Genomic DNA, 26845 nt, shown 5'->3' on the forward strand with positions numbered 1-26845 from the left:
AAAAGGAAATTTGGTTGGATTAGGAGAGAAATGAGTCAAAAATTCGGACCCAAAAGGAAATTTGGTTGGATTAGAGAAGAAACGAGTCAGAAACTCGGACCCAAAAGGAAATTTGGTTGGATTAGGAGAGAAATGAGTCAGAAATTCGGATCCAAAAGGAAATTTGGTTGGATTAGGAGAGAAACGAGTCAGAAATTCGGATCCAAGAGGAAACCTGGTTGGATAAGAGGAGAACCGCGTCAGAAACTCGGGCCCAAAAGGAAATTTGGTTGGATTAGGAGAGAAACGAGTCAGAAATTCGGATCCAAGAGGAAACCTGGTTGGATAAGAGGAGAACCGCGTCAGAAACTCGGACCCAAAAGGAAATTTGATTGAATTAGGAGAGAACCGCGTCAAAAACTAGGACCTAAGAGGAAATTTGGTTGGATTAGGAGAGAACCGCGTCAGAAATTCGGATCTAAGAGGAAATTTGGTTGGATAAGAGGAGAACAGCCTCAGAAACTTGGATCCAACAGGAAACCTGATTGGATTAGGAGAGAAACACGTCAGAAAACAGACCCCAAGAGAAAATCTGATTAGCCAAAACAGACATTGCATCGGAATCCGAAAGAATCATATCATTTACATGCTGAATCGCCATGTCACAATGATGTCAATTTAGCCAAATAAATCCATCGCTTATTCTTTAGCGGTTTTCTTTTTGATTCGATGGACAAATGATATAATGATTGAATGGAAAGATAGAATGGAGGAACTATGTATGTATGATGTTCGCGCGTGGCACCATGCGTTTAAGCTTGACCCTAATAAATATATATCTGATGAAGATTTAGAGAAAGTGTGCGAGTCTGGTACGGACGCGATTATTATTGGGGGGACAGATGGCATTACGCTTGAGCGGGTGCTTGATCTGATGGGGCGTGTTCGTAGATATACAGTTCCATGTGTGTTAGAGGTTTCTACAATTGATTCAATTACACCTGGGTATGATTTGTTTTTTATCCCGACTGTCTTAAATAGTAAAGATCCCACATGGATTAATGGAATGCACCATCATGCAGTCAAGGAATTTGGCGAGATCATGAATTGGGACGAAATTCTTATGCAAGGATATTGCGTGTTAAATGAAGATTGTAAAGTTGCTCAATTAACAAGTGCGCATACGGATTTAACGATAGAAGACGTCAAAGCGTACGCATTAATGGCAGAAAAAATGTTTCATTTGCCGATTTTTTATCTCGAGTATAGCGGTACATACGGCAATGTAGAAATAGTGAAAGAAGTAAGTCAAACCTTGGATGAGACGATGTTATTTTATGGTGGCGGGATTACGACTGTGGAACAAGCAAGAGAAATGGGCGCGTATGCTGATGTAGTTGTCGTTGGAAATATCGTCTATGATGATATCAAAATGGCGTTAAAAACAGTAGAAGCGGTGAAACAATAAATCTTGAATAACCAAATCAATCAAGTTAGACTAAAAACAGAACAAATGTTTGTATGGTGGTGAAGAAAAGGAATGCAATATTTATCTGATAAATTATTAAATGGTTTGAATAAGGAGCAGCAACAGGCTGTAAAGGCAACAGATGGTCCTTTACTTATTATGGCTGGAGCAGGAAGTGGGAAGACGCGTGTACTTACCCATCGCATTGCTTATTTAATGGTAGAAAAAGGCGTGAATCCATATAATATTTTAGCGATCACGTTTACGAATAAGGCAGCAAGAGAAATGAGAGATCGTATTCGTGCGATGATGGGCGGTGTGGCTGAAGAGATTTGGATTTCTACTTTTCACTCGATGTGTGTGAGAATTTTACGTCGTGATATCGACCGAATTGGATTCAATCGTAACTTCACAATATTAGATGCTACTGATCAGCAATCTGTTATTAAGAGTATTTTGAAAGAGCGGAATCTAGATCCGAAAAAATTTGATCCTAGAGCGATTTTAGGGACGATTAGTTCTGCAAAAAATGAACTCATTGAACCAGAGGAATTCGCCAAGTCTGCCGGTGATTATTTTTCCCAAGTGACAAGTGATGTGTATACAGATTATCAAAAACGTCTGCGAAAGAATCACGCATTAGACTTTGATGATCTTATTATGAAGACGATTCAATTGTTTAATCGTGTCCCTGAGGTATTGGAGTACTATCAACGTAAATTCCAGTATATCCATGTGGATGAATATCAAGATACGAATAGAGCGCAATACATGCTAGTGAAATTATTGGCGAATCGTTTCAAAAATATATGTGTGGTTGGAGACTCCGATCAATCTATTTATAGATGGCGCGGCGCAGATATTGCCAATATCTTATCTTTTGAAAAAGATTATGCCCAAGCACAAGTCATTTTGTTAGAACAAAATTATCGCTCTACGCAAAGAATTTTAAATGCAGCTAATGGCGTCATTGATAAGAACATGAATAGAAAAGCGAAAAACTTATGGACCGAGAATCCTGAAGGAAATAAAATTCAGTATTACCGTGCCGACAGTGAGCAAGGCGAAGGTCAATTTGTCGTAAGTAAAATTAAAGAGTTGGCGCAGAGTCAGAATCGCAAGCTTGCTGATTTTGCTATTCTTTACCGCACAAATGCCCAGTCCCGTGTGATGGAGGAAATGCTATTAAAGTCGAATATTGAATATGCGATTGTCGGCGGGATTAAGTTCTATGATCGTAAAGAAATAAAAGATGTATTGGCTTATTTACGCTTAATTGCCAATCCTGATGATGATATTAGTCTACAACGAGTGATTAATGTGCCGAAGAGAGGGATTGGTTCTGGATCAGTTGATAAAATAGCTAATTTTGCAGCCATGCATGATATGACAATGTTTGAAGCGCTAGAATCTATTGAATTAATTGGTTTAAGCCCAAAAATTACGAAATCGGCTATAGAGTTTCGTGATTTAGTAAAGAACTATACACAAATGCAAGAATACTTATCTGTGACAGAATTGGTTGAGGAGCTTTTGGACAAGTCAGGTTATCGTGACATGTTAAAAGCGGAGAAATCGATCGAGTCTCAAAGTCGTTTGGAAAACTTAGATGAGTTTCTATCTGTAACGAAGAATTTTGAAGATGCGTCAGAAGATAAAACACTTGTTGCCTTCTTAACAGATTTGGCACTTGTTGCTGATATTGATAAGTTGGATGATGACGGCGAGAAAGCCGATGCAGTTGTGTTAATGACGCTTCACTCTGCAAAGGGATTAGAGTTCCCAGTTGTCTTTTTAATGGGTATGGAGGAAGGTGTATTCCCTCATAGCCGTTCGTTAATGGAAGAAGCAGAAATGGAAGAAGAACGTCGACTGGCTTATGTAGGAATTACGAGAGCAGAAGAACAGTTATTCATAACAAATGCACAAATGCGTACACTATTTGGCCGTACAAATATGAACCCACCGTCTAGGTTTATTCAGGAAATTCCGGCTGATTTAATAGAAGGATTAGAGCCAAAAGCCAAACCTCTTAGTCGAAGTCAGTCCGCGTTTAATGGTTCATCAGGAAATCGAATGCAACCTGCTCGTAAAGCGGTTGTGCGCCCAGCTGTACAAAATACTGGCGGTAGCAGTATGGATTGGAAAGTTGGAGATAAAGCTGTGCATGGTAAATGGGGTACAGGAACAGTTGTAAGTGTTAAAGGTGAAGGTGATGGAATAGAGCTTGATATTGCTTTTCCAAAGCCAGTAGGTATTAAACGATTACTTGCTAAATTTGCCCCGATTTCGAAAGGTTAAAGGAAAGGGTTGAACGTCTTGGAGGAAAAGAAGGTAGAACAAAGGGTCAAGGATTTGCAAAATCTCCTTAATCAATATAATTACGAATATCATGTACTTGATCAGCCATCTGTACCTGATGCAGAATATGACCAGCTTCTTCATGAGTTAATTGCACTTGAGGAGCAACATCCAGAGTTGAAAACAGAAGATTCACCTACGCATCGGGTTGGTGGGCAAGTATTAGATATGTTTGAAAAAGTTGAACATCGAACGCCGATGCTCAGTTTAGCCAATGCATTTAATGAGCAAGACTTAAGGGATTTTGACCGTCGTGTCCGCCAAGCTGTGGGAGAGCATTTCTCATATGTCTGTGAGTTAAAGATTGACGGATTGGCTGTTTCTCTTCGCTATGAAAATGGATTGTTTGCCATCGGAGCAACGCGTGGAGATGGTTCCATTGGTGAAAACATTACCGTTAACCTTCGCACCATTCGTTCTATTCCTCTGCGTGTAAAGGAAACGGTAACCTTTGAAGTGCGCGGAGAGGCGTTCATGCCAAGGAAATCGTTCTTAAGTTTAAATAAAGGAAAAGAAGAACGAGGTGAAGAACCATTTGCGAATCCTCGTAATGCTGCCGCTGGTTCACTTAGACAATTAGATCCGAAAATTGCTGCATCAAGAAATTTAGATATTTTTGTTTATGCTATGGCTGATGAGGGGAAAACGGGGATTCGTTCTCATAGTGAAGGGCTGGATTTTCTTGATTCCCAAGGATTTAAAACGAACAAAGAGCGCCAGAGGTGTAAAAATATAGATGAGGTCATCCAATATATCGAGAAATGGACAGAAAACCGACCAGACTTATCGTATGATATTGATGGAATCGTAATCAAAGTCGATTCATATGACCAACAAGATGAACTTGGGACAACAGCAAAGAGTCCAAGATGGGCGATTGCTTATAAGTTTCCCGCGGAAGAGGTAGTCACACAGTTAAAAGATATTGAATTAAGTATCGGCCGCACCGGTGTGGTAACGCCAACAGCATTACTTGAACCTGTTCGAGTGGCTGGTACTACCGTGCAACGTGCCTCCCTTCATAATGAAGATCTTATTCGTGAGAAGGACATTAAGCTAGGTGATTTCGTTGTGATTAAGAAAGCAGGCGATATCATCCCTGAAGTTGTCAATGTATTACCTGAAAGAAGAACGGGAGAAGAAGTTGATTTTCATATGCCAACTCATTGCCCGGCATGTGAAAGTGAACTTGTACGTTTAGAGGAAGAGGTCGCACTTCGTTGTATTAATCCGAAATGTCCTGCGCAGATAAGAGAGGGACTTATTCATTTTGTCTCACGAAATGCCATGAATATCGATGGTCTAGGGGAAAAAGTAATAAGCCAATTATTTGCAGAAAAGTTAATTGAAGATGTGGCAGATATTTATCATCTTACGTATGAACAGCTTATTCAATTAGAGAGAATGGGCGAAAAATCTGTTAACAATTTGTTAAAGGCGATTGAAGTCTCTAAGGGAAATTCTTTAGAAAAATTATTATTTGGGTTAGGGATCCGTCATGTGGGGGCAAAAGCGGCAAAAACGCTTGCGCAAACATTTGGAGAGATGGGTAAAATCCAGCAGGCAACTATGGATGATTTTATTAGCATTAATGAAATAGGCGATAAAATGGCTGATGCACTCGTCACATATTTTGAACAGGAAGAAGTAACATCTCTTATTCAAGAGTTACAAGATGTTGGCGTGAATTTGACTTATAAGGGACCAAAACCTGTCAATATAGAGGAATCTGATTCTATATTTGCTGGGAAAACCATTGTGTTAACGGGTAAATTAGAACAGCTTGCTAGAAATGAAGCCAAGGAAAAAATCGAAGCTTTAGGAGGCAAGGTTTCTGGCAGTGTGAGTAAAAAAACAGATCTAGTTATTGCCGGAGAAGACGCAGGCTCAAAATTAACCAAAGCGCAGGAATTAGGCATTACGATTTGGGACGAGGAAAAATTGATTGAGGAATTAAATTCGTAAGAGGTGAAAATCGTGAAAAAACTCATGGCAGTGTCGCTGTCATTCGTTCTTTTACTCGCGGGTTGTGCACCTAGTTTTAACCAGCAAGAAGAGGTTGTGCAAAATGAAAATGAGAGTAGCGAAGAAGAACAGGCGATCATACCAAACTTTAAAATATCCGATTCGTACTATCGGACAATCCTACCTTTTAAGCCAAGTGAGTCACGCGGTTTAGTCGTTAATAATGTAAATACAAAATATGATATAAATGAATTTGAGACAGGTTTAATGAGAGTTGCGCAGAACCATTTTGATACAGAAAAGTTCTTCTTCCAAGAAGGACAATACCTAGATAAAGCAACGATTTCCTCATGGTTAAGTCGCCAATATACGAAAGAACAATTAAAAGAAAAAGACATGACGGAAAAAGAGAATCTCGGTCTAAATCCCGTAGATGATGGAAAAGGGACAAAAGAAGAAAGAAATGCCCGTGCACCTCTTTACTTAGCGCATATTTTAGAACATAACTATCTTGTAAAAGATGGTGATAATAAAGTGAAACTTGGCGGTGTTGTCATTGGTTTGGCGCTTAATTCCGTCCATTATTATCAAAAAGAAGCATACGGTGCCACATTTGAAGAAGATATTTCTCATAGTAAAGTAGAAGCAGAAGGCAAAAAGATGGCTGAAGAAATTATAAAGAGATTAAGACAACAAGAAGGCCTTGAGAATGTACCGATTACCATTGCGCTATTTGAACAATCGGAAAGAACTTCTGTCGTCCCAGGGAACTTCTTCGCCTATGCGCATGCCGGTGAGGGAAGTAACCAGCTAAGTGGTTGGGAAGATGTAAAGGAAAACTATATTTTATTCCCATCTAATACAGCCGAAGAGAAGTATCGAGAAGACTATACGAATTTCTTGAATTTTAAGCAAGATGTTGAAAAATATTTCCCTAATTTTAACGGCGTCATTGGAAAAGGTTTCTATATTGGTGATCAATTGCAGCAGCTAAATATAGATATACCTATACAATTTTACGGTAAGTCAGAAAGTGTCGGATTCACCCAATATGTAACCAGCAAAGTCGTTAGCATGTTTCCAGAATACATCTCTGTCCAAGTAAACGTTACGTCAGTCAACGGACCAGAATCATTAATCGTCCGTAACGCAAACGAAGCTGAACCATTTGTTCATATTTATCAATAATACCGAAAACGCCGCTACTTAATGCGGCGTTTTTTATTTTGGGATAGGATTCAATGTGTTTTAACAGAGTACGCTAAAGATAGCGGAACTTATTGCGCGGGTTTAGGTAATATTCTGACACGGGTGATTGAGCCCTTGCACTGCACATCCCCCATGAATTGGTCCAGCCAAGACGAAAGCAAGGGTCAGCTAAGCTGAAGAAGGAGTAACCTATGATTCTGTGGAAGAAATAGTAGAATGAACTAAGAGTTTATAACAAAAGTAGAAACTTTGATTATAGACCAAAGGAGGTTTTGTTATGGAAAATAGAACAGATACAGCGTCAAGAGTGATCATGGCAGAATCACACACGATTTATGAAGCATTTCTCCATCCGAAAGCTTTAGTTTCATGGCTCCCACCTAAAGGAATGTCAGGTTATGTTGAAGATTTTGATCCGCGTGAAGAGGGAACTTACAAAATGACACTCTACTATGAAGGAAACCAACCCTCATATGGAAAAACTACTGAGAACAGTGATGTGTATCAAGGGAAATTTTTAGAATTAGTTCCTGATAAAAAGATAATACAACTAGTAATATTTGACTCAGAATCCCCCGAATTCACTGGTGATATGAAACAGACATGGCTATTTGAACCCCTTGCAAAAGGAACAAGAGTCACCGTTAAATGTGAAAATGTCCCTAAAGGAATAAGCAAGGAAGATCATGACATTGGTTTACAATCAACATTGGAAAATCTAGCGCTATTTGTGGAATCATTTTAAGTATTTGCGTGTGGCCTTTACTTAAAAAGTACCGACTAAATTTAGTCGGCATGTCATTTCTCAATATTTATGGTTTCTAATAAGACGGACTGAAATGTATCTATAAAAAAAGAGCGATGGGATATCCGCCGCAAACAACATGATGAACCTGTAAAGAAAGAGGTAAATAAATATTACCAATCTTATTGAAAAAATTTACCCAAGTATTAGCAAAAGATATCCAGTGAAAGCAGTCCATGGAATTATAGATAGGTTTAAGTCATTTTTACGTACCTAATGTATGTAATATGCTTTAAGCACCTATTTCTATGCAATCTATGCCCTTACTTGAAAAAGGGAGACAGCCACCCGTTGGAGCTTCTAGCTTTAAGAATGGTGAACCAACAAGATCATGTTTGTCACGGGTGGATCTATTATTTGCTATTTTCCACATACAAATATCCGGTACCCTAATAGCTCATTATATTTCATTAATAGGTTAAAATGTTCGGTCATTACAGTATAAAGTTCTGGTTCAATCTGTTTTGAGTAAAGAAAATCAGGATTGGGGTTGTATTGGAGCATCGATTGATTTTGACCACTTATGCGTATGTTCGTAAATCCTACTTCTTCAAATAAACGGAGCCAATCGGCTTCTGTGAGAACAGAATTGATCCCATAAAATCGGTTTATTTCCTCTGCTATCGATGGAGGGAGTGGGACATTGGCAGTAAACTCATTAGAAATGAAGCGACCACCATTTTTTAATAAGCGAAAAATCTCTTTGAGCGCTTTTGGTTGATTGACAAAAGTAAGGACTGATTCGCACATAATGAAATCAAATTTCTCATCTTCAAGTGGGAGTGCTTCGATAGAACCTTGGAAAATACGTACGGGCAGTTTAGCTTTCTTCATTCTATGAGTTGCTTTTTCCACCATAATCGGGTTAATATCAACCCCTGTTACGTTTGCTCCTGATTTAGCAGCCAAAAAGGCGGCTGTTTGACCGGTTCCGCAGCCTACATCTAAAATTTGTGACGTAGCGTCTAATTCTTCATTCATAAGAAGTGCCTTTGTTAGTTCAAAACCACCTGGGTGCGCCCCTCCAACACCAAACTTTGATAAGAAATCTAAATAAATAGGAACCACCTCCTTTTGTATTTCTATAAGGTATGAAAAACCAAATTTAATGTTCTTTGCCAAATGGGCTTTTACATCAGTAACAACTACCTAAAAGCATCATACGTTGTTACAGAGGGCAGGCTTGAGACGCTCTTTATACGTACTAAACCTAAAAAGGGGAAGAAAAGATGCAAAATTTTCAAAACGAACTTCAATCACTTGGAATGGATCAATATCAGGTGGGGGATTTAACACCTATACAATATCAAGCACCAGTTCCAGTTCAATTTAACGATATGCGTCGCTGTGGCGGCTGTGGTGGTTGTGGCGGTTGTGGTGGTTTTCGCTGTGGTGGTTGTGGCGGTTTTAGATGTGCAGGCTGTTTCGGTTGTTTTGGTTGCTTCGGGTTCTTTATTTAAAAAGTATCTGTGTAAGTTATCTTCGTTCCTTCGCTACAAAATCAATAATGACGCGTGTGTATACTCCCTACAAGTCCCTTTTATTAGGGGCTTCCTTTTCATTATTCATAATGGACAAATACAAATACATAAATTATAAGGAATATTTAATGAATGCTTAGTACGAAGGAGGGGCTACATGACAAAATTGAACGCAACCTCACGTCTCAAAGTGAAGAATGATACATTTTATCTACCAGACCCTAAGGGAGGCGTCTATTTTAGGAATAATGCCAGTTCATTTTGGATGGAAGGAGGCACTATTTATCAATGGATTGAAAAGCTAATACCTATGTTTAATGGAGAACATACTTTGGCAGAACTAACTGCGGGGTTGACAACTCCCTATCGTAACAGAGTATATGAAATTGGCGAGGCTTTACTTACAAAAGGCTACGTGCGAGATACTAGTCAAGATCAACCACACCAATTAACCGCAGATGTTCTAGAAAAGTATGCTTCTCAGGTTGAATTCATTGAGAGTTTTGTTGATTCAGGTGCTTATCGTTTTCAAATGTATCGCCAAGCAAAGGTATTAGTGATTGGATCTGGTTCTTTATTCGTTTCACTGACATCTTGTTTGGTGGAATCAGGGCTACCAACCTTTCACATGATGGTGACAGAAGCAGCACCAACAAACTATGGGCGGATTAATGAAATAGTGAATCATGCCAAAAAGGACGATCCCACCGTAAGGGTGAAGGAAATTCCTTATGGTAAGAACTTAGCTTTTTGGAGAGAAGTCGTACAATCATATGATTGGATATTATATGTTTCCCCCAATGGAGATATAGACGAAGTGAAGGAGATTAATCAGGTTTGTAAAGAAGAAAAGAAGAACTTTCTTCCTGCCTTATATCTAAAGCAGGTGGGAATGGCAGGGCCTATAGTGAATCCAGAAACAGAGGGATGCTGGGAATCTGCATGGCGTCGAATGCATGAGACAATATTGCAAAAAGAACGAAAGCAACAGCCTTACTCTTCGACCGCAGGTGCTTTATTGGCGAATATTATTGTTTTTGAGTTTTTTAAGCAGATGACAGGAGCATTTGATACGAAAGAAAACAAACAATTTTATTTGCTAGATCTTGAAAGTTTGCAAGGTGAATGGATTTCGTACTATTCACATCCATTAGTTGAAAACCCTACCTTTAAACCTGAACTTGTCGATGATGTAAACAACCGACTTCAGAGGGAGAATACGGAACAGCCAAAAGCAAACAAACTCTTAGAATATTTGAGTTTATTAACGGCTGAAGAAACGGGGATTCTTCATATTTGGGGGGAAGAGGATTTAACACAGCTTCCGCTTTCACAATGTTATGTTCAGGCAGTGAACCCCTTAGCAGAAGGACCTGCGACTCTTTTGGAAAAGGCTTTATGCTCGGGTCTAACACATGAAGAAGCAAGAAGGGAAGCAGGCCTCACTGGGCTTGAGATGTATGTTTCAAAAATGGTGAAGGGAAGAATGAGTGAATTTATGGGCATTGGTGCTGGTGAATCCCTTGCAGAAGCGGTTTGCCGTGGACTACAAGTGTATTTGGAAGAGGAAAGGAGAAGTCTTCCTGTTGATCAGCAATCGCTGTTACCTGTGAATCTTGAAAAGATAGAAGATCGCGCTTGTCGATATTATTTACAATCACTGACAACCTTAAATGGTCCACCCACTATCAGTATGGGAAATCAAATACTAGGCTTTCCAGTTATATGCATAGAGTCAAATGGGGTTTGTTACATTAGTTCTGGTTTAAATATAACACTGGCACTACGTCATGCGTTGCAAAAAGCATTATTGAATGTGCAAAATGAACCAACAACAATCAGTAAAGGGGAAATGAACGCCAATGATTATATAAGAGGGAAAGAAGGAAAATTAGACATTCCTTCATGTGAGCTTATGACAAAAAAGGAGTTATTACAATCTGCAATTTATAAATTAAACGAGAATCATAAAGAGATCGTTGTTTACGATCTTTCTTTTGAACCATTTTTAAGAAGAGAGTTAGCTGGGGTTTATGGCGTACAGATATGTGAGGAGGTACGTTAATGATTGTCATCGTCGGTAATGGTGAACTGGCCGATTTTGTCTATAGGCAATTGTCTAGCAATTATACAGTCAGACGGCAAGATCTATTAACGGATTTCCCTGAAGATACAACATTGGTGCTCGTATTGCATGATAATTGGCAGCCCTCTGTTCATCAACAAGCAGAAGAAAAATTCAGAAAGGAAAATATCCCTTGGCTTCGTGGCTTTGTTTCTTTTGGTGAAGGCATTATTGGTCCATTGGTACAACCGGGAAAACGGGGGTGTTCTCGTTGTGCCGACGTAAGGCGCATCATAGCAGGTACAGATTCTAAAGAAATGTGGGGGCTTTATTACAAACTATCAGGAGAAAGTCGCCCGCAAGACGCATGGGCATCACGAACGGGTCTTTGGCAAATGACCACTTTACTGTGTACAGAAGTGGATTATATTCTTCAAGGGGAGCCCAATCATTTAGAAAATCAACTGTTCATTACAAATCTTAAAACGTTCATGCATTCATCTCATCATTTCTCCTTTGATCCAATGTGCCCATTATGTGGGGACATTCCAGAAGATACAGCGAAATTAGCGGAAATTAAGTTGCAATCTAGTCCGAAAATTCAAGGTGCTGGCTATCGCTGTCGATCCATTGAAGAATTAGAAACCGTGCTTTTAAGAGATTATTACGATCATCGGACAGGTGTAATCAACGGGAAAATACAGGATTGGACACTTCCTTTTGCTGATGTTCTTATGAATATGCCCCTGTTTGGTGCTAGCGAGGGAGTGGCTGGAAGATCTAACTCTTATCAAATGAGTGAGTTAACCGCCATTTTAGAAGGATTAGAACGGTATTGCGGTATCGAGCCTAAGGGAAAAAGAAAGGGTGTACGAGAAAGTTATCAAGATGTCATGGATCAAGCTTTAAACCCTGCAACTGTTGGTTTACATGCACTGGAACATTACGAGAAGCCCGATTTTCCGTATCAACCATTCGAGCCTAATAAACCAATGAATTGGGTTTGGGGTTATTCATTTTTACAAGAACGATCTATTCTCGTCCCAGAATTACTTGCTTATTACAGTTTAGGTTGTGGGGAAGGCTTTGTTTATGAGACCTCAAATGGATGTGCCATCGGGGGTAGCCTAGAGGAAGCTATTTTTCATGGAGTAATGGAAGTCGTTGAGAGAGATTCATTTTTACTCACTTGGTATGCGAAACTTCCATTGCCACGTCTTGATTTAAGTTCTGCCGATGACAAGGAATTGCAGTTGATGGTTGACCGGGTACGTGAGGTGGCAGGGTACGATCTCCATTTTTACAATTCGACGATGGAACATGGGATCCCGAGCGTGTGGGCCGTAGCAAAAAATAGAAAAGAAACAGGAGTAAATATTATTTGTGCTGCTGGAGCTCATATGGATCCAGTAAGAGCTGTCAAAAGTGCCATCTATGAGCTTGCGGGCATGATGTTTGTTCATGATGAGAAATTAGCAGCAAACAGGCAGAAATACGAGGAGATGCTTAAAGATCCGTATAAAGTAAGAACGATGGAAGATCATGGCATGTTGTATGGTCTACCCGAGGCAGAAGAATACCTAGCGTTTATTCTGAAGGATCAGGGGCCATTACGTACATTTGCTGAAGAATTCAAGCAACCACCAGTATACAACGATTTGAAAGATGATCTTCAAGAAGTTCTTCAGACATTCCGTAAAAATAATCTTGAAGTCATCGTTGTTGACCAAACAACGCCAATTATTCAAGAGAATGGATTGTACTGTGTGAAGGTCATTATTCCTGGCATGTTGCCGATGACATTTGGACATCATCTGACACGGGTGAAAGGACTGGATAGAGTACTAGAGGTACCAAGTCAGTTAGGGTATAGGCAGAAGAAATTAGCGTATGAAGAGCTTAACCCACTTCCACACCCATTTCCGTAATGGAAGGATAGGAGGATGAAAGAGTTGGAGTTAGATACATTCATACACAATCTCCACTTTGATACAGAGAAGCTCGCTCCACCCGATTGGCAAGTCGATTGGGAAGGCGCCCCCCTTCCGTATAAATTGTACCGTGGGTTACCAGCTATTCCACTGGACGCTAATGTACCTTCAACCCTTCATCATGATCTATTGCCAACGTTAAAGGAGATTGGGCATTTTTTATGGTATACCTATGGAATCACTCAATATGTCCGGCTCCCTCATGGCACTCAATCATTGCGGAGATTTGTTCCCTCCGGTGGCGCACTTTATCCGAATGAAATATATGTATATATGAAACTCGAAGATGCCAAAACAGGCATCTATCATTATGATGTGGCTCATCACCGCCTCATTTTGTTGCGAGAGGGAAATTTTGATGCATTCGTTTCTAAAAGTTTAGGCACAGTGATTGAAGATTGTTTTTGCACTGTTTTTATTTCAGCTTTCTTTTGGAAAAATTTTTATAAATACAATCATTTTTCCTATCGATTACAGGGACTAGATACAGGGGTACTCATTGGACAATTATTAGAAGTAGCATCTCAATTAAATTATAAGACGAAGGTATGTTATCAATTTCTAGACCGAGCAATGAATCATTTACTAGGTTTATCTGAGGAAGACGAAAGTGTGTACGCAGTTATTCCGATATCAACTGAAGCCATTGTCCAAACGATTAAAGAAAATGTGTCCTCTCATACATTGTGCGCAGAAATAGCGAAATTAGATCAGTTGCCTCATAATCTGTCAAAGACCATGGACTATTCGTTACTCAGAAAGCTCAATGAAGCGGCCATGTTTGAATCAACAAAGTCTTTTAGAAAGGTAAAGAGCGATGGTGAGACCTTCACTTCTGGTACTGAAATAACCTTGCCACATACACAAAACTTTCCATATGAATTCTCATCGATTTGTAAGAAGCGGTATTCTCCAGACGCAGATTTTATCATGGAGAAAATAAGGAAGACGACTCTAGCAACCTTGTTAAAAGAGACATGTTCATTCTCTTATCATCACGACCTTGATGATACAGACGGCCATGTTACTGCACGCTTAGCTTTTTACGGCAGCTTCTATAATGTGGAGGGTATAGCGAATGGGGCTTATGCTTATGACAATGAAAATCATGTGCTTCGTCTAATTAAAGAAGGGGATTATCGCCCGTTTTTACAATCGGGTTTAGTTATTCCTAATGTTAATTTGTATCAAGTGCCGCTTTGTATGCATGTAGTAGGAGATCAAAGCCATTACAGAGAGTCATTAGGTTACCGAGGATACCGTATTCAACAGATGGAAGCAGGTATACTCACACAACGACTCCTCTTGCATGCGTCTGCTTTAGATTTGGGAGGGCATCCACTGCTGGGCTATTCTGCCAGTCAATGCGACCAACTCTATGAACTCGCTTCTAAAGGGAAAACGAGCTTAATTCAACTCCCGATTGGCAAGCACCGTCCTCGTGCTTGGTTGAAAGGAGGATTAGGAAGCTGAGTGTTATGTTGATGTCGTTCTATCATTAAGAGTGTAATACCTGGTCAAGAAAACAAGCCTTCTAACCCAACTTAGAAGGCTTATTAGGTTGCTTTAAATATCTCTCTTGCCTTAATACCTTCACTTTTTTACACAACCATCTAAATTTACATAAGGAAGTTTTTTCTATTAGAAAAAGCTTGCATCTAACGTTACGTTATCTCTTATGATTGGGTGTAGAAAGAGTGAGAGAGGCAGGGTATGAATGAAACAACGATATTCTTTAATGAGGAACAAACCATTTCTTTTCTTATTTTTAGGTAGCTTTTTGGCGATTATTGGATTTAGTATGTTTTTTATGACAACCACTTGGTTTGTTATTTCAGATGTAGGATCTGCAAGTTCACTAGGCATGATACTTATTGCTATTACTGTACCTAGAGTAGTCATGATGGCATTTGGTGGGGTACTTGCTGATAAATATAAGAAGACAACCATTATGTTTACTACGAGTGCCATTCAAGGAGCTTTACTCGTGCTCATTTTTTTACTAAACAATGCTGGTCAACTAACATTTGTTTATTTGCTTATTTTGGGGTTCTTTTTTGGAACGCTAGATGCTTTTTCAGGACCAGCTGGCACATCGCTAATTCCCAAGTTAGTACAAGTGAACCAAATCAAACAAGCGAACGCGATCATTCAGGGTTTAGGTCAAATTGGTTTTATTGTGGGCCCGATTATATCTGGAAGTATTATGGAGTTTGCTGGGGTGACAACAGGTTATTTAGTCTCCGCTATTATTGTTCTTTTGTCTGCTTTCTTTATGTTTCCACCTTTCTTAAAAGAAGGTCCAGTAGACAATACAATCAAACAAACACCGCTGAAAGATTTGATCGAAGGGTTTTCATACGTCAAAGCGAGCAAATTTTTAATCACAGGTATTCTTATTTTAATCACATTGAATTTCTTTGCATTTGGGGCGATTTCTATTGCTATTCCAATTTTAGTAGAGACGTATGGAGGGTCACCGATACATCTTAGTTACATTGAATCAGCATTAGGTGTGGGAATGCTAGTTAGTACTGCTATTATCGGTATGGTTAAAATACGCCGTAGGGGGCTCACCTCGATTCTTGGTCTAATGGCAACACTAATCGTTGCGATCGCATTTAGCCAAATCCCCAATTTGTATATATTGATCGCTTTAGCTTTCTTTATAGGATTTACGATGACATTTGTGTCTATTCCATTCTTCACTTCAGCACAAGAAGATACAGACCCAAGGATTATGGGGAGAGTGATGAGTATTGTCTTCTTAGCGATGAACGGCTTTGACCCGTTGGCTTATGCTACTGTCACATTACTCGTCTCCAGGGGGATTGATATCCAATTAGTCATTTTGTCCTTTGCTATTATTGGCTTAATCATTGCTCTAGTCACTTTATGGAAAGGAAAGACTTATAGAAATTACGAGTCAACTCATTAATATATTTAAAACGAGAGACCACTAGCATCCTATTATGCATCAACGAAGTAGATTCATTGAAAAGAATCAATTTAATAGCAACTTTATTATTTTTCTAAATAGTCTTAGTAGAATCGTTGCTGAATTTTCTCTAATTATGGTAGTATAATAATTGTTAGAGGGTTAATCTTTTCACAGTCTGAAATGTGCCAATTGTAGCAACATTTCAAAATGACTGATGTGAACTTATAGGAGGATGAAAAAATGGTACAATCTTATAAGCATGAGCCATTTACTGATTTTAGCGTTGAGCAAAACCGTGAAGGGTATTTAAAAGGTTTAGAAACGGTTAAAGGTTATTTAGGTCAAGATTATGATTTATTAATCGATGGAGAACGTATCTCTACTGAAGATAAAATCGTTTCTGTAAACCCAGCGAATAAAGAAGAAATCATTGGTCGCGTATCAAAAGCGAACCAAGAGCTAGCTGAAAAAGCGATGCAAGCTGCAGTGAAAGCTTTCCAATCATGGAGAAAAGTGAAGCCAGAAACACGTGCAGATGTGTTATTTAAAGCAGCAGCAATCATTCGTAGACGTAAACATGAATTCTCTGCCTTATTAACAAAAGAAGCAGGGAAGCCATGGAATGAAGCAGATGCTGATACAGCTGAAGCGATTGATTTCTTAGAGTATTACGCGCGTCAAATGCTTGCAATTAAAGATGGTGTGCCTGTTAACAGTCGTCCAAATGAATTTAATCGTTATGATTATATTCCTCTTGGCGTTGGTATCATCATTTCTCCTTGGAACTTCCCATTAGCGATTATGGCAGGTACAACTGTTGCTGCTATTGTTGCAGGGAACACCGTTCTATTAAAACCCGCTTCTACAACGCCAATTGTGGCTGCGAAATTCGTAGAAGTTATGGAAGAAGCCGGTCTACCAAAAGGTGTACTGAATTTTGTACCAGGAAGTGGAGCAGAAGTAGGTGACTATTTAGTAGATCACAAAGATACTCGTTTTGTATCATTCACAGGATCTCGTGATGTTGGTCTTCGTATTAACGAACGAGCTTCAAAATTAAATGATGGTCAAATCTGGATTAAACGTGTCATTGCTGAAATGGGCGGTAAAGATACCATTGTTGTAGATAAAGAAGCAGATTTAGAACTTGCTGCTCAATCCATTGTAGCTTCAGCATTCGGTTTCTCTGGTCAAAAATGTTCTGCATGTTCACGTGCAGTCATCGTTGAAGATGTTTATGACCAAGTGTTAAACCGTGTAATTGAAATTACAAAAGAGAAACAAGCTGGTAATCCGGAAGACACAAGCAACTTTACAGGACCGGTAATTGACCAAGCTGCGTATGATAAAATTATGGGTTATATTGAAATCGGTAAACAAGAAGGAAGATTAGTAGCTGGTGGAGAAGGCGATGACTCTAAAGGTTATTTCATTCAACCAACAGTATTCGCTGACCTTGATCCAGAAGCTCGTCTTATGAAAGAAGAAATCTTCGGCCCAGTGGTTGGTTTCACAAAAGCAAAAGACTTCGACCATGCAATTGAAGTGGCAAACAACACGGAGTATGGTTTAACGGGTGCTGTGATTACAACCAACCGTGAACATATCCAAAAAGCACGTGAAGATTTCCATGTCGGAAACCTTTACTTCAACCGTGGTTGTACAGGGGCGATTGTCGGTTACCAACCATTTGGAGGATTCAATATGTCAGGAACAGACTCAAAAGCGGGTGGCCCTGACTACATCATGCTACACATGCAAGCCAAAACAACATCTGAAATGTATTAATCTATTCAAAAGGTGCTCACCAAAATACGGTGAGTGCCTTTTTTTCTACATACTTTACTGAAACTACTGACGAAAAGTTGGGAGTAGTAGTCAGCGGAATGACAAACATGACTTGGGGATATTTAGCAGATTATTGCTGAAATCTGGTTTGATAGATAGTATAAAAGAGTTTGTGCGCAATTTTGTAGGAAACCGGGAAGATAGTGGAGCAAGTTGAGTTAGTGCATGCAACTCAGTAAGAAAACAGAAAGATAGCGAAGCAAAGAGAGTTTGTGCGTGCAACTCAGTAAGAAACCGGAAAGATAGCGTAGCAAACCGAGTTAGTGTGTGCAAATTTTTTAAGCAGAAGAGGTTCGCTTCGCTCCCCCAAAAGACTCCCCCACAGTTAGAAGATCCTAAACCTCAAAACGCCCCCTTCTAAACAAATAAAAGTTTTCTAGTTTGTAACTTTGAATGTTTTTCAATCTGTATTATAACAATTTCAAATTATATCCCCTTTAAAAACATTGATATATCAAGGTTTTTATCACTAATGTCGATTTTTGTCGAAAATAATATCAGATAATTTTGAATAAAACAGTTCCAATAACGGATTCTCTGTTATATAATACAAATTGTTAAGAGTTTATTGTAATACAACAATAAAGACGGGTTTTTATTTAAATGATTAAAGGGAGGATTTAACAGATGACGAATGAAAGAGTTAAACAATTACAAGAGGCTTGGGCAAATGACTCACGTTGGATGGGGATTGAAAGACCTTATTCTGCAGAAGAGGTTATTAAACTAAGAGGATCAATTGATATCGAATATACGCTTGCTCGTAGAGGGGCTGAGAAGTTATGGAAGCTCGTTAATGAGGAAGATTTCATAAATGCTTTAGGTGCATTAACAGGTAATCAAGCGGTACAACAAGTAAAAGCGGGGTTAAAAGCGATTTATTTAAGCGGGTGGCAAGTGGCTGCTGATGCGAACCTTTCTGGACAAATGTACCCGGACCAAAGTTTATATCCAGCGAATAGTGTACCAAATGTAGTGAAACGTATTAATCAAGCGTTACAAAGAGCGGATCAAATTCACCATATGGAACAAGATGAATCAATTGATTGGTTTGCCCCAATTGTAGCAGATGCAGAGGCTGGTTTTGGTGGACAGTTGAATGTGTATGAACTCATGAAAGGCATGATTGAGTCAGGTGCAGCTGGGGTCCATTTTGAAGATCAATTATCTTCGGAGAAAAAATGTGGACACCTTGGAGGAAAAGTATTACTTCCTACGCAAACGGCTGTGAAAAACTTAATATCTGCTAGATTAGCAGCAGACGTGATGGGTGTACCAACACTAGTTATTGCAAGAACCGATGCGAATGCCGCTGATTTAATTACTAGTGATGTTGATCCTTATGATGGCGCCTTTATTACTGGTGAGAGAACACCTGAAGGGTTTTACCGGACAAAAGCAGGTTTAGATCAAGCGATTGCCAGAGGACTTGCTTATGCACCATATGCTGATCTTATCTGGTGCGAAACATCAGAGCCAAGCTTAGAAGAAGCAAAAGCATTTGCAGATGCTATTCACGAGAAGTTCCCTGGTAAACTACTAGCGTACAACTGCTCACCTTCATTTAACTGGAAGAAGAAATTGGATGAAGAAACGATTGCTAAATTCCAAGTTGAGTTAGGTAAAATGGGTTACAAATTCCAATTCGTGACACTAGCTGGTTTCCACTCATTAAATCACAGCATGTTTGAACTTGCTCTAGGTTATAAGGACCGTGGAATGGCAGCTTACTCTGAACTTCAACAACGCGAATTTGCTAGTGAAGCAGATGGTTACACGGCAACAAGACATCAACGTGAAGTAGGAACAGGTTATTTCGACCAAGTTTCCATGACGATTACAGGTGGTACATCATCAACAACCGCACTAAAAGGATCAACCGAAGAAGAACAGTTTACGAAGGATGAAGAAGTTCAAGTTTAATTTTTTGTATTGCCCTAATAATAACTCCAATTTTTTCCTCCCTATTATAGATGGGGAGGTCTTTTTTTGTGTAGAGGAGAAGATGGGAGGTAATATAAATGCTCAGTAGTGACTTAAATAAATCTGAAAACATTTGAAGAATATTTATCGTCCTTATTTTTATGAAGCGGTGGGCATGATAGCCTTTAATGGCGTACTAGGTCTTAAAGAAGGTACGCTTTTTCGACTGACTAGTCGTGCTCGTTGAAGCTAAGGTAAGCAAAAAACATCGTAATAACATTTCGCAAAAAGTGTTTGCAGCCGCTCTACTGCTGAAAAGTGAATAAATACTATGTCCACTAATCACCTTTTGCCCAAATTTTCATACGCTTAAGTGAAAGAGTTGAGTTCAATTCAATGGGCAAGTATACTAAAACGAACATATCCATTAATCAAACGTTTGATTGATGAGGTGGAGGTAAGAACGGTATGGCTGAGAAGGTTGACGATTATATCACACAAGGAATATACGGAAAAAAAGAAACGAAGCCGGATGAACGTAGAAAATTTCTGGGTACATTGAGAGAAAGAACCGTTATTGCTTTGACACAGGCCCAAGTAAGGAAACCAGGTATCATGAAAGAAGTAAAAGAAGCGATGACGAAAAATAAACAGGCACGCGTATATTTAAATGGTCATATTGCGTATCGTGACATTTCAAAATATGCCAAATTAGCGTCTGAACAACAGATGTCATTTACCATTGTCACGAACAAAGACTACAACTCAGACCTTGGTCTTGTCCTCGCATATGATTATGCCATTGATCAAGATGACATTTATGTGCAAGAACAAAGTAAGGTTTATAAAGAAGCGAATCAAACTGAGGCTGGATTTAAACAGTGGATGAAGAAATTATTTAGAAAATAAAGGGAGAAAGGTCGTGAGATAACGGCCTTTTTCTAATTCAACTTTGTTGAAAAGAGTGAAACTTTATTTGGTTCTTATCATTGCCACTTACAGGTATGGCTGGGGAACGAGTGACATTTCTCATTTAGCGATTGGGGATGCTGTCAGTCAATAAACGAATGTAATATTATATATCCTTTATTCGTTTTATTTTTGATAAAAATCAAAACTACTAAATTTTCTTCATGATAACCAGAAAAATTAGTTTGCGAAAGGATAAATAAGCTTTTTCTACATAATTGAATCTGACTTATTTAAACGCCTATACGTTACCCTCTTATCAAAAAGGTGACAATTATTTGTATTAAAAATTTTCTGCATCGGAAGGTTTTTTTGTCCAGTTGCGCCAATATAATGCTTTGCTCCAATTTGCTTAAGGTATTCTAGGGATTGTCTATGGATTAAAGATCCATGACCTTTTCCCCTATACTCTGGAATGAACCCAAAATAAAAAAGTCGTCCTTCATCCACTGTACCTTGTTCAATATGGGGCATGGTGACGCCGATTGGATCATTTTCTTTAAACACAATTAAACAACTTTTTGCATAATGATCCCCAATCTCAGATTTCATCCCCTCAAATTCTTGATCTATTGTTGTTTGGGAAGGTGCGTTTAGCGATAAGGCCATGGATTTTTGCCATACCTCTTTAAATAAACCCTCGCTCGTATGCTCAAGTGATTTTAATGTAAATGACGAATGATCATTAAAATCATGGATACTTGTTAAATCCAGATGATAAAAATACTGAACTTCGTGTTGAACAAATTTTAAGTCCTTAAGATATTTAATATAACTTGAATTTAAAGATTCCTGTTGATTTAAAACAACGGATACTGATTTGATATTTTCATTTGAAACAGTTTTCATTGTCTCGGCTAATAGTGTTTTAAAATCTTCGGTCCCTTTCAAATCTCCTATTTCCTCTATTATTAAGTAGTATGGGGATCCATTTATTACTTTACTATCAAACGAATGTAACATTCATATTACCTCCCTTACTTTTCTTATAGATTTAAATTTAAATACGCGCCGTTATCAAGATCATATTGTGTCATGCCAATATAGAAAAGACCAGAATTAACGTCCTTCGCAATTAAAAATTTAATATGATTTGTATAAACAACACTAGCAAACCTATTATTTATATAATAATAACTACTTTAAATTATCACACATACTAGAGTTAATAGGACAAATATTTTATTGTGTTTCTTCTTCAACAAGACTCCTCCCCCTATTTTTTGTACGCTAAATTATTATTTTAATGAGTGGTGTAATTTTTTTGATACTTGAGAAGGATTTACCACCTGAGAAGTATAAAGAGTATACATCTTTTATAATGGGGGTTTCTTAAAAAGGCGAGGAGCTTGAGAAAGAAATTTTTGATATTGAAATGATGATTGAACACATCGAAGCCGTTCGACCGCCGGGGGAAAATTAGATACTGCAGAAAGTAGAGTAGGTTTTAGAAATAAGGAGACAGGCGGCAAAACGGAAATAAATTGAAATTTATTTTTGGTGGTGTAATCATGAAAAGCAACAAAATCCCAAAAACAATTTTTAATATTGGAAATTTTCTACTTATCCTTATTGGAATTTGGATTTTTAGTGAAATTAGTAACAACATTTCTATAAAAGGAAGACAACCAACCGATATTGGCCATGTTGTCTTTTTTCAAGGAATTACTTATTTTGTAAAGGGTGAGGATATCAAGACTTCAGACTTTGAAGTCTTTTCGCATGAAGATATCATGTTTTCAAGAAAGTTTGAGGAAGTATCAATATTTGATGATAGCGGAATAAAGCTACTTGGAAAAGGAATAAAAAATGGTGATAAGGTGGCAATTTGGTATGATGTTGTTTTAGAGTCATATCCAGCTAGAATCAAATTAATCCAAATAGAGAAAAGAGATTAATATAAAAAAATTTACTAATTTATAAAAATATTAGTCATAAACTTCATTTTTTGCCGTCGTTTTATTCGCATTTTTATTTATTCCAGTCAGTGTTTTTGCAAAAGAATCATTAGGGGATTTTAAATTTGATGCAGGTATTAATCATCCTATTTGCACTCTCCCCATACCATCTTTAGGTTTAATACTATGTATTCTTATGGGGCTTATTATCAAGTAAGGGATATATGTCAGGAAACTATTTTGCAATCTACTATTCCTGCACGGGATAGATACTGAATTGTTAGAAGATAATTTTATTGCGCAACAACAATAATTACATAACCGAACAAGTGGTTTACAGGAAGCGTTACAACTTTGATATACGGTTTGAAAAGCGGAAGAAAGGAAGAAAAAGAATGGAAAAGAGAATTTTTCATATTCGCAAAGCGACAGTAATGGATGCGGAACAATTATCTCAGTTAAGGTTGGTTGTGGACGGGGAGACGGATAACTTTGACCGGGAGCGTGGAGAAGATTTTTTAAGTAAGACAGATTTTGAAGAGATGATACGTTCTGAGTCAGTTGAAGGCAACAGTTTGTTTTTGGTAGCAGAAGTCGAAGGTCACCTTGTGGGATTCCTAAGAGCTAAAGGTGGTCAATTAAAGAGGAATTCACATCGAGTGGAGTTCGGTGTTGCTGTGAAAAAACAATATTGGGGACAGTCCATAGGAAAAAGTCTTATTCAAGAAATGTTGCAATGGGCAAATCAAAAAGGTATTAGAAAAGTAACGCTGCAAGTATTAGAAACAAATCAAAAGGCGATTGCACTATATGAACGCCTTGGCTTTATCGTAGAAGGCGAATTAAAGGATGATAAAAAAATAGGCGATATCTATTATTCTACGATCTTAATGGGGCGGAGGAATGAAGGCAATGGATAAGAGGGAGTTACTTGCGGAAGATCTTTTGAAAAAGGTCATTCAGGGAAAGCGAGTGGGTGATTTCTACCCTTTTAACCATGGTGATGATGCCCAGGTGGAACATTACATCTCCCATTTGGTAGGAGAAATAGGTGGATTAAAGGGATTGCTGTATGAAGCAGATTTTGACCATTATGGCAGTGGGTTTGCCTCTTATGTCAGTGTGTTTTTCTGGAAAAAGGAAGAGGAAGAAGTATTAGCAAATGGTGAAGTATCTATGAAGGGTTTATGGTTATATATTTCAAGGTTAGCGACTGTAGTTATTCTGGGTAAAGGTGAAATGACGAGACACGGGAGTAGTGGGAGTAGAGATTTTTTAGCCAGTCATACTGTATGTGAATGGCCAACTGAGACATGGAGTAAACAAATTTGGGCAATAAAAAAAATCGTGGAAGCATATCATTATGTTATTTTGACAAAAGCAGATGTAGATCAGTATTTAGATTTTCAGCTAGACATCCCAACAATTCTAAGTGAACCGCCATACAAAGTCTTTGACGCGCATTTTTATTGGGAAGATTGATTAACTGTTGTGAAATAAAAGTTTACCAAAGATTATGCAATGAAAATCGTAAGACAATCGAGTATGATGAGAGAAGTTTGAGTTTGGTTACGGAGGCTATGGGATGATTATTCGGAAAGCTAACTTCGCTTTATTATTGTTTCTCTTTATGATAGGAAATTTCTTATTATTTGCGATTGCCATTCACTCCTCATCTCTTGAGGTCTTTTTTTTCCATTGGGCAGTTCTACTAGCTAGTGTTATAGTTATACTTTTCCTTTCACCAAAATGGTCTTATATAGTTATAAGTGCACTCACTGTGTTATATGGCTTTCTATTATGTTATTTCAGTTATTTACAAACGGTTTTTAATCAGGTGCAATTGATTTCTTTATTTATATCTTATGTATTATCTGTTGTCCCTCTCCTTTTTATCAGGCATAGCTTTTTAAGTATGGACATCCGCATGAAAGAATTATTAGCGGAAACGGTTGCTTTAAGAAGGTATATGGACTCAGACGGGCTAATGCTTACAAAACAGGAGTTTTATGAACGTAGCAAAATAACATTGCGGGGAATGAATAGAAGGAATGAAACAGGTTTCCTATTAAAGGTATCTGTTTTAAGTAATGGAGTGACGCAAAAAGCTTGGCAAGGCTTAGTACAAAATGTAATAGAAGAAACCATTCGGAGTGATTTCGATTTCTTTATGAGTGAAGGCGCGTCTTTCATTATTTTCTTGCAAAATACGAATGAAGAAGGCGTCATTAAATTTCAAAACAGACTATTAAGTAATTTACGTCTGCAAATGAACATGATTCAGCCACCTATCCAATTTCGCGATTATGCTATAGTCGATTTTGACGAGGTCTATCAGATGTTGCTGGAGGAGAAGTCGAATGTTTAAGGTCGTGTTACTCTTGATTATGGCTTTCTTTTGGTTTTTGCTTTTTTATTATACGATTTTATTAGTCTCTGGTGTTTTGCATTATAAAAGGGAAAGAGAAAGAAAGCGTAGACCTCTTTTGAAATATCCTTCTGTTGCTATTTTAATCCCTGCTCATAATGAAGGGTTAATTCTTGAGGATACGCTGAATGCTATGATGAATTTAAGGTATCCTGGTCACCTTGATGTATTCTTATTAGACGACCAGTCGATAGATCAAACAGCGGCAGTGGCTAGAAGTTTTGCAGAAAACTTTTCGCGTATTCACTATATTAAGGTCCCGCCTGGCGAACCTAAGGGAAAGTCGAGAGTGCTTAATTATGGATTGAGTATTAGCCAATCTGATTATTTTCTTGTGTACGATGCGGATAATCAGCCAGATTCGGATGCTGTGACAAAGCTAGTAGAAATAGCAGAACAAACAGAGAATGCAGCCGGAGCTGTCGGAGTAGTGCGTACCCTTAATCAAAATAAAAATTTGCTCACTCGGATGATTTCAATAGAGTTTCAAGTATTTCAATTGACAATGCAAAGCGGTAGGTGGAAATTGTTTAACCTTGGCTCTTTACCGGGAACTAATATGCTTTTAAGACGTTCTGTCATTGAAGAGCTAGAGGGGTATGACCCGTATGCACTTGCGGAAGATGCAGAGTTGACGATACGAATTACCCAGAAGGGATACGTATTACCGATTGTTCCATATGCACAAACGTGGGAACAGGAACCAGAGAATCTTCAAACCTTTTTAAAACAAAGAACAAGATGGCTCATTGGTAATCTTTATTTACTAGAGAAGAGCTTCAAGGATATTCATTTTTGGAAAGGTAAAACTTTCTTCCATAGTTTGCAACATCTTTTAACCTATTTTGTATTTATATTTTTCTTAATTACTTCAAATGTTATTTTTGTCGGTAGCTTATTCGGTATTAATTTTCCCGAAATGACCGCCCCTTTAATGATGATTTGGTTAATGAGTTATGTGGTATACTCCATCCAAATTATAAGCAGTTTAGCAGTAAATCAACAGCTCTCGCTAACAAGCCTATTTGTTGGGGCAATTATGTATTTTACGTATGCCCAACTATTCGTCATCTTACTTATTCGCGCGTTTGCGATTTATCTTTATCATCGTGTGAGAGGCTTAACGATTGGCTGGGATAAAACAACACGCTTTAAAGCAGACGAGAAAGATGAGGCAGCATAAAATGGCTTCATCTTTTTTATATGGATGTGGTTCACTTTTATTGTCGAGTTGTGGTAGAGATAAATGCTTGGGGCCTGATAAGAATTACTGGTTGCAAATGAAGAGGCAGAGGTGAGTGCGTCCAAGGGGGAATGGTGGGTCTCATGTAATGAAATCAGAATTATAGAAGAAAATCTTGGTTCTCTGGTGGTTATTCAACCTTATGAACCACTCATCCCTACTTTGCCTTTGATCTTACTCTATAGCTAACTAAACTACAAACTACGTAATCCTTCTCCTCTATCTGGAAGTTCTTTGACCCCTTTATCAAAAATCAATTTCTATTATTTGT

Annotated in this window: 20 protein-coding genes and 1 pseudogene; 18 read left to right on the plus strand and 3 right to left on the minus strand. The window is 38.3% G+C overall.

Annotated features, from left to right (window positions below):
- Positions 1–760: 760 nt before the first annotated feature.
- The 5 genes from MHH73_RS03095 to MHH73_RS03115 all read left to right on the plus strand — a co-directional run bounded on the left by MHH73_RS03095 (position 761) and on the right by MHH73_RS03115 (position 7727).
- On the plus strand, positions 761–1447 hold the full coding sequence (locus MHH73_RS03095) for a heptaprenylglyceryl phosphate synthase (protein WP_191816464.1): 687 nt from the start codon (positions 761–763) through the stop codon (positions 1445–1447).
- Positions 1448–1519: 72 nt separating this feature from the next.
- Positions 1520–3748 carry a DNA helicase PcrA gene (gene pcrA, locus MHH73_RS03100; RefSeq protein WP_191816466.1) on the plus strand — a complete coding sequence of 743 codons (2229 nt, stop codon included), beginning with the start codon at positions 1520–1522 and terminating at the stop codon, positions 3746–3748.
- Between the two features lie 18 nt (positions 3749–3766).
- The gene (ligA, locus tag MHH73_RS03105; protein WP_191816468.1) at positions 3767–5773 is read left to right on the plus strand and encodes an NAD-dependent DNA ligase LigA; all 2007 of its coding nucleotides are present in this window, start codon (positions 3767–3769) and stop codon (positions 5771–5773) included.
- A gap of 12 nt (positions 5774–5785) precedes the next feature.
- A complete protein-coding gene (locus MHH73_RS03110; protein ID WP_191816470.1) occupies positions 5786–6961 on the plus strand; it encodes a CamS family sex pheromone protein in 1176 nt (391 codons plus the stop codon).
- A 298-nt stretch (positions 6962–7259) separates the two neighbouring features.
- A complete protein-coding gene (locus MHH73_RS03115; protein ID WP_341064563.1) occupies positions 7260–7727 on the plus strand; it encodes an SRPBCC domain-containing protein in 468 nt (155 codons plus the stop codon).
- A gap of 103 nt (positions 7728–7830) precedes the next feature.
- Here the strand turns inward: MHH73_RS03115 and MHH73_RS22445 are convergent.
- A pseudogene (locus MHH73_RS22445) lies at positions 7831–8000 on the minus strand (CatA-like O-acetyltransferase); the annotation flags it as partial.
- Between the two features lie 147 nt (positions 8001–8147).
- On the minus strand, positions 8148–8909 hold the full coding sequence (locus MHH73_RS03120; RefSeq protein ID WP_341064565.1) for a class I SAM-dependent methyltransferase: 762 nt from the start codon (positions 8907–8909) through the stop codon (positions 8148–8150).
- 107 nt (positions 8910–9016) lie between these two features.
- Here MHH73_RS03120 and MHH73_RS03125 point away from each other — a divergent pair, with 107 nt between their 5' ends.
- The 8 genes from MHH73_RS03125 (at position 9017) to MHH73_RS03160 (ending at position 20945) form a co-directional block, all read left to right on the plus strand.
- A complete protein-coding gene (locus MHH73_RS03125; protein ID WP_191816481.1) occupies positions 9017–9247 on the plus strand; it encodes a heterocycloanthracin/sonorensin family bacteriocin in 231 nt (76 codons plus the stop codon).
- Positions 9248–9425: 178 nt separating this feature from the next.
- Positions 9426–11333, plus strand: coding sequence for a putative thiazole-containing bacteriocin maturation protein (locus tag MHH73_RS03130; RefSeq protein ID WP_341064567.1), 1908 nt, complete (start codon positions 9426–9428; stop codon positions 11331–11333).
- A complete protein-coding gene (locus MHH73_RS03135; RefSeq protein WP_341064569.1) occupies positions 11333–13261 on the plus strand; it encodes a TOMM precursor leader peptide-binding protein in 1929 nt (642 codons plus the stop codon). The genes MHH73_RS03130 and MHH73_RS03135 overlap by 1 nt, the downstream gene beginning before the upstream one ends.
- 24 nt (positions 13262–13285) lie before the next feature.
- Positions 13286–14797 carry a SagB family peptide dehydrogenase gene (locus tag MHH73_RS03140; protein ID WP_341064572.1) on the plus strand — a complete coding sequence of 504 codons (1512 nt, stop codon included), beginning with the start codon at positions 13286–13288 and terminating at the stop codon, positions 14795–14797.
- A gap of 244 nt (positions 14798–15041) precedes the next feature.
- Complete coding sequence (locus MHH73_RS03145) at positions 15042–16262, plus strand: MFS transporter (RefSeq protein WP_341064573.1); 1221 nt, start codon at positions 15042–15044, stop codon at positions 16260–16262.
- 243 nt (positions 16263–16505) lie between these two features.
- Positions 16506–18053: an L-glutamate gamma-semialdehyde dehydrogenase gene (pruA, locus tag MHH73_RS03150; protein ID WP_341064577.1), complete on the plus strand. Its 1548-nt coding sequence runs from the start codon at positions 16506–16508 to the stop codon at positions 18051–18053.
- A 687-nt stretch (positions 18054–18740) separates the two neighbouring features.
- Positions 18741–20036: an isocitrate lyase gene (gene aceA / locus MHH73_RS03155; RefSeq protein WP_341064579.1), complete on the plus strand. Its 1296-nt coding sequence runs from the start codon at positions 18741–18743 to the stop codon at positions 20034–20036.
- Between the two features lie 468 nt (positions 20037–20504).
- Positions 20505–20945: a YueI family protein gene (locus MHH73_RS03160; RefSeq protein ID WP_191816496.1), complete on the plus strand. Its 441-nt coding sequence runs from the start codon at positions 20505–20507 to the stop codon at positions 20943–20945.
- Positions 20946–21215: 270 nt separating this feature from the next.
- Here MHH73_RS03160 and MHH73_RS03165 read toward each other — a convergent pair whose 3' ends face one another.
- Complete coding sequence (locus MHH73_RS03165; protein WP_341064581.1) at positions 21216–21968, minus strand: GNAT family N-acetyltransferase; 753 nt, start codon at positions 21966–21968, stop codon at positions 21216–21218.
- A 548-nt stretch (positions 21969–22516) separates the two neighbouring features.
- Between MHH73_RS03165 and MHH73_RS03170 the strand changes: the two genes are divergently transcribed.
- From MHH73_RS03170 to MHH73_RS03190, 5 genes are all read left to right on the plus strand, one after another.
- Positions 22517–22903 (plus strand): DUF3221 domain-containing protein, encoded by a 387-nt coding sequence (locus tag MHH73_RS03170; protein ID WP_191816503.1) that lies wholly within the window; start codon positions 22517–22519, stop codon positions 22901–22903.
- A 395-nt stretch (positions 22904–23298) separates the two neighbouring features.
- A complete protein-coding gene (locus tag MHH73_RS03175) occupies positions 23299–23823 on the plus strand; it encodes a GNAT family N-acetyltransferase (RefSeq protein ID WP_341064583.1) in 525 nt (174 codons plus the stop codon).
- Positions 23807–24385, plus strand: a complete 579-nt coding sequence (locus MHH73_RS03180) for a hypothetical protein (protein WP_341064585.1) — start codon at positions 23807–23809, stop codon at positions 24383–24385. Before MHH73_RS03175 ends, MHH73_RS03180 begins: the two co-directional genes overlap by 17 nt.
- 103 nt (positions 24386–24488) lie before the next feature.
- Positions 24489–25271 carry a hypothetical protein gene (locus MHH73_RS03185; RefSeq protein WP_341064586.1) on the plus strand — a complete coding sequence of 261 codons (783 nt, stop codon included), beginning with the start codon at positions 24489–24491 and terminating at the stop codon, positions 25269–25271.
- The gene (locus tag MHH73_RS03190) at positions 25264–26514 is read left to right on the plus strand and encodes a glycosyltransferase family 2 protein (RefSeq protein ID WP_341064588.1); all 1251 of its coding nucleotides are present in this window, start codon (positions 25264–25266) and stop codon (positions 26512–26514) included. Before MHH73_RS03185 ends, MHH73_RS03190 begins: the two co-directional genes overlap by 8 nt.
- The last annotated feature ends 331 nt before the right edge of the window (positions 26515–26845 follow it).

The organism is Cytobacillus sp. FSL K6-0265 (genome assembly GCF_038003465.1).
In the GTDB taxonomy this organism is placed as follows: Bacteria; Bacillota; Bacilli; order Bacillales; family Cytobacillaceae; genus Cytobacillus; species Cytobacillus stercorigallinarum.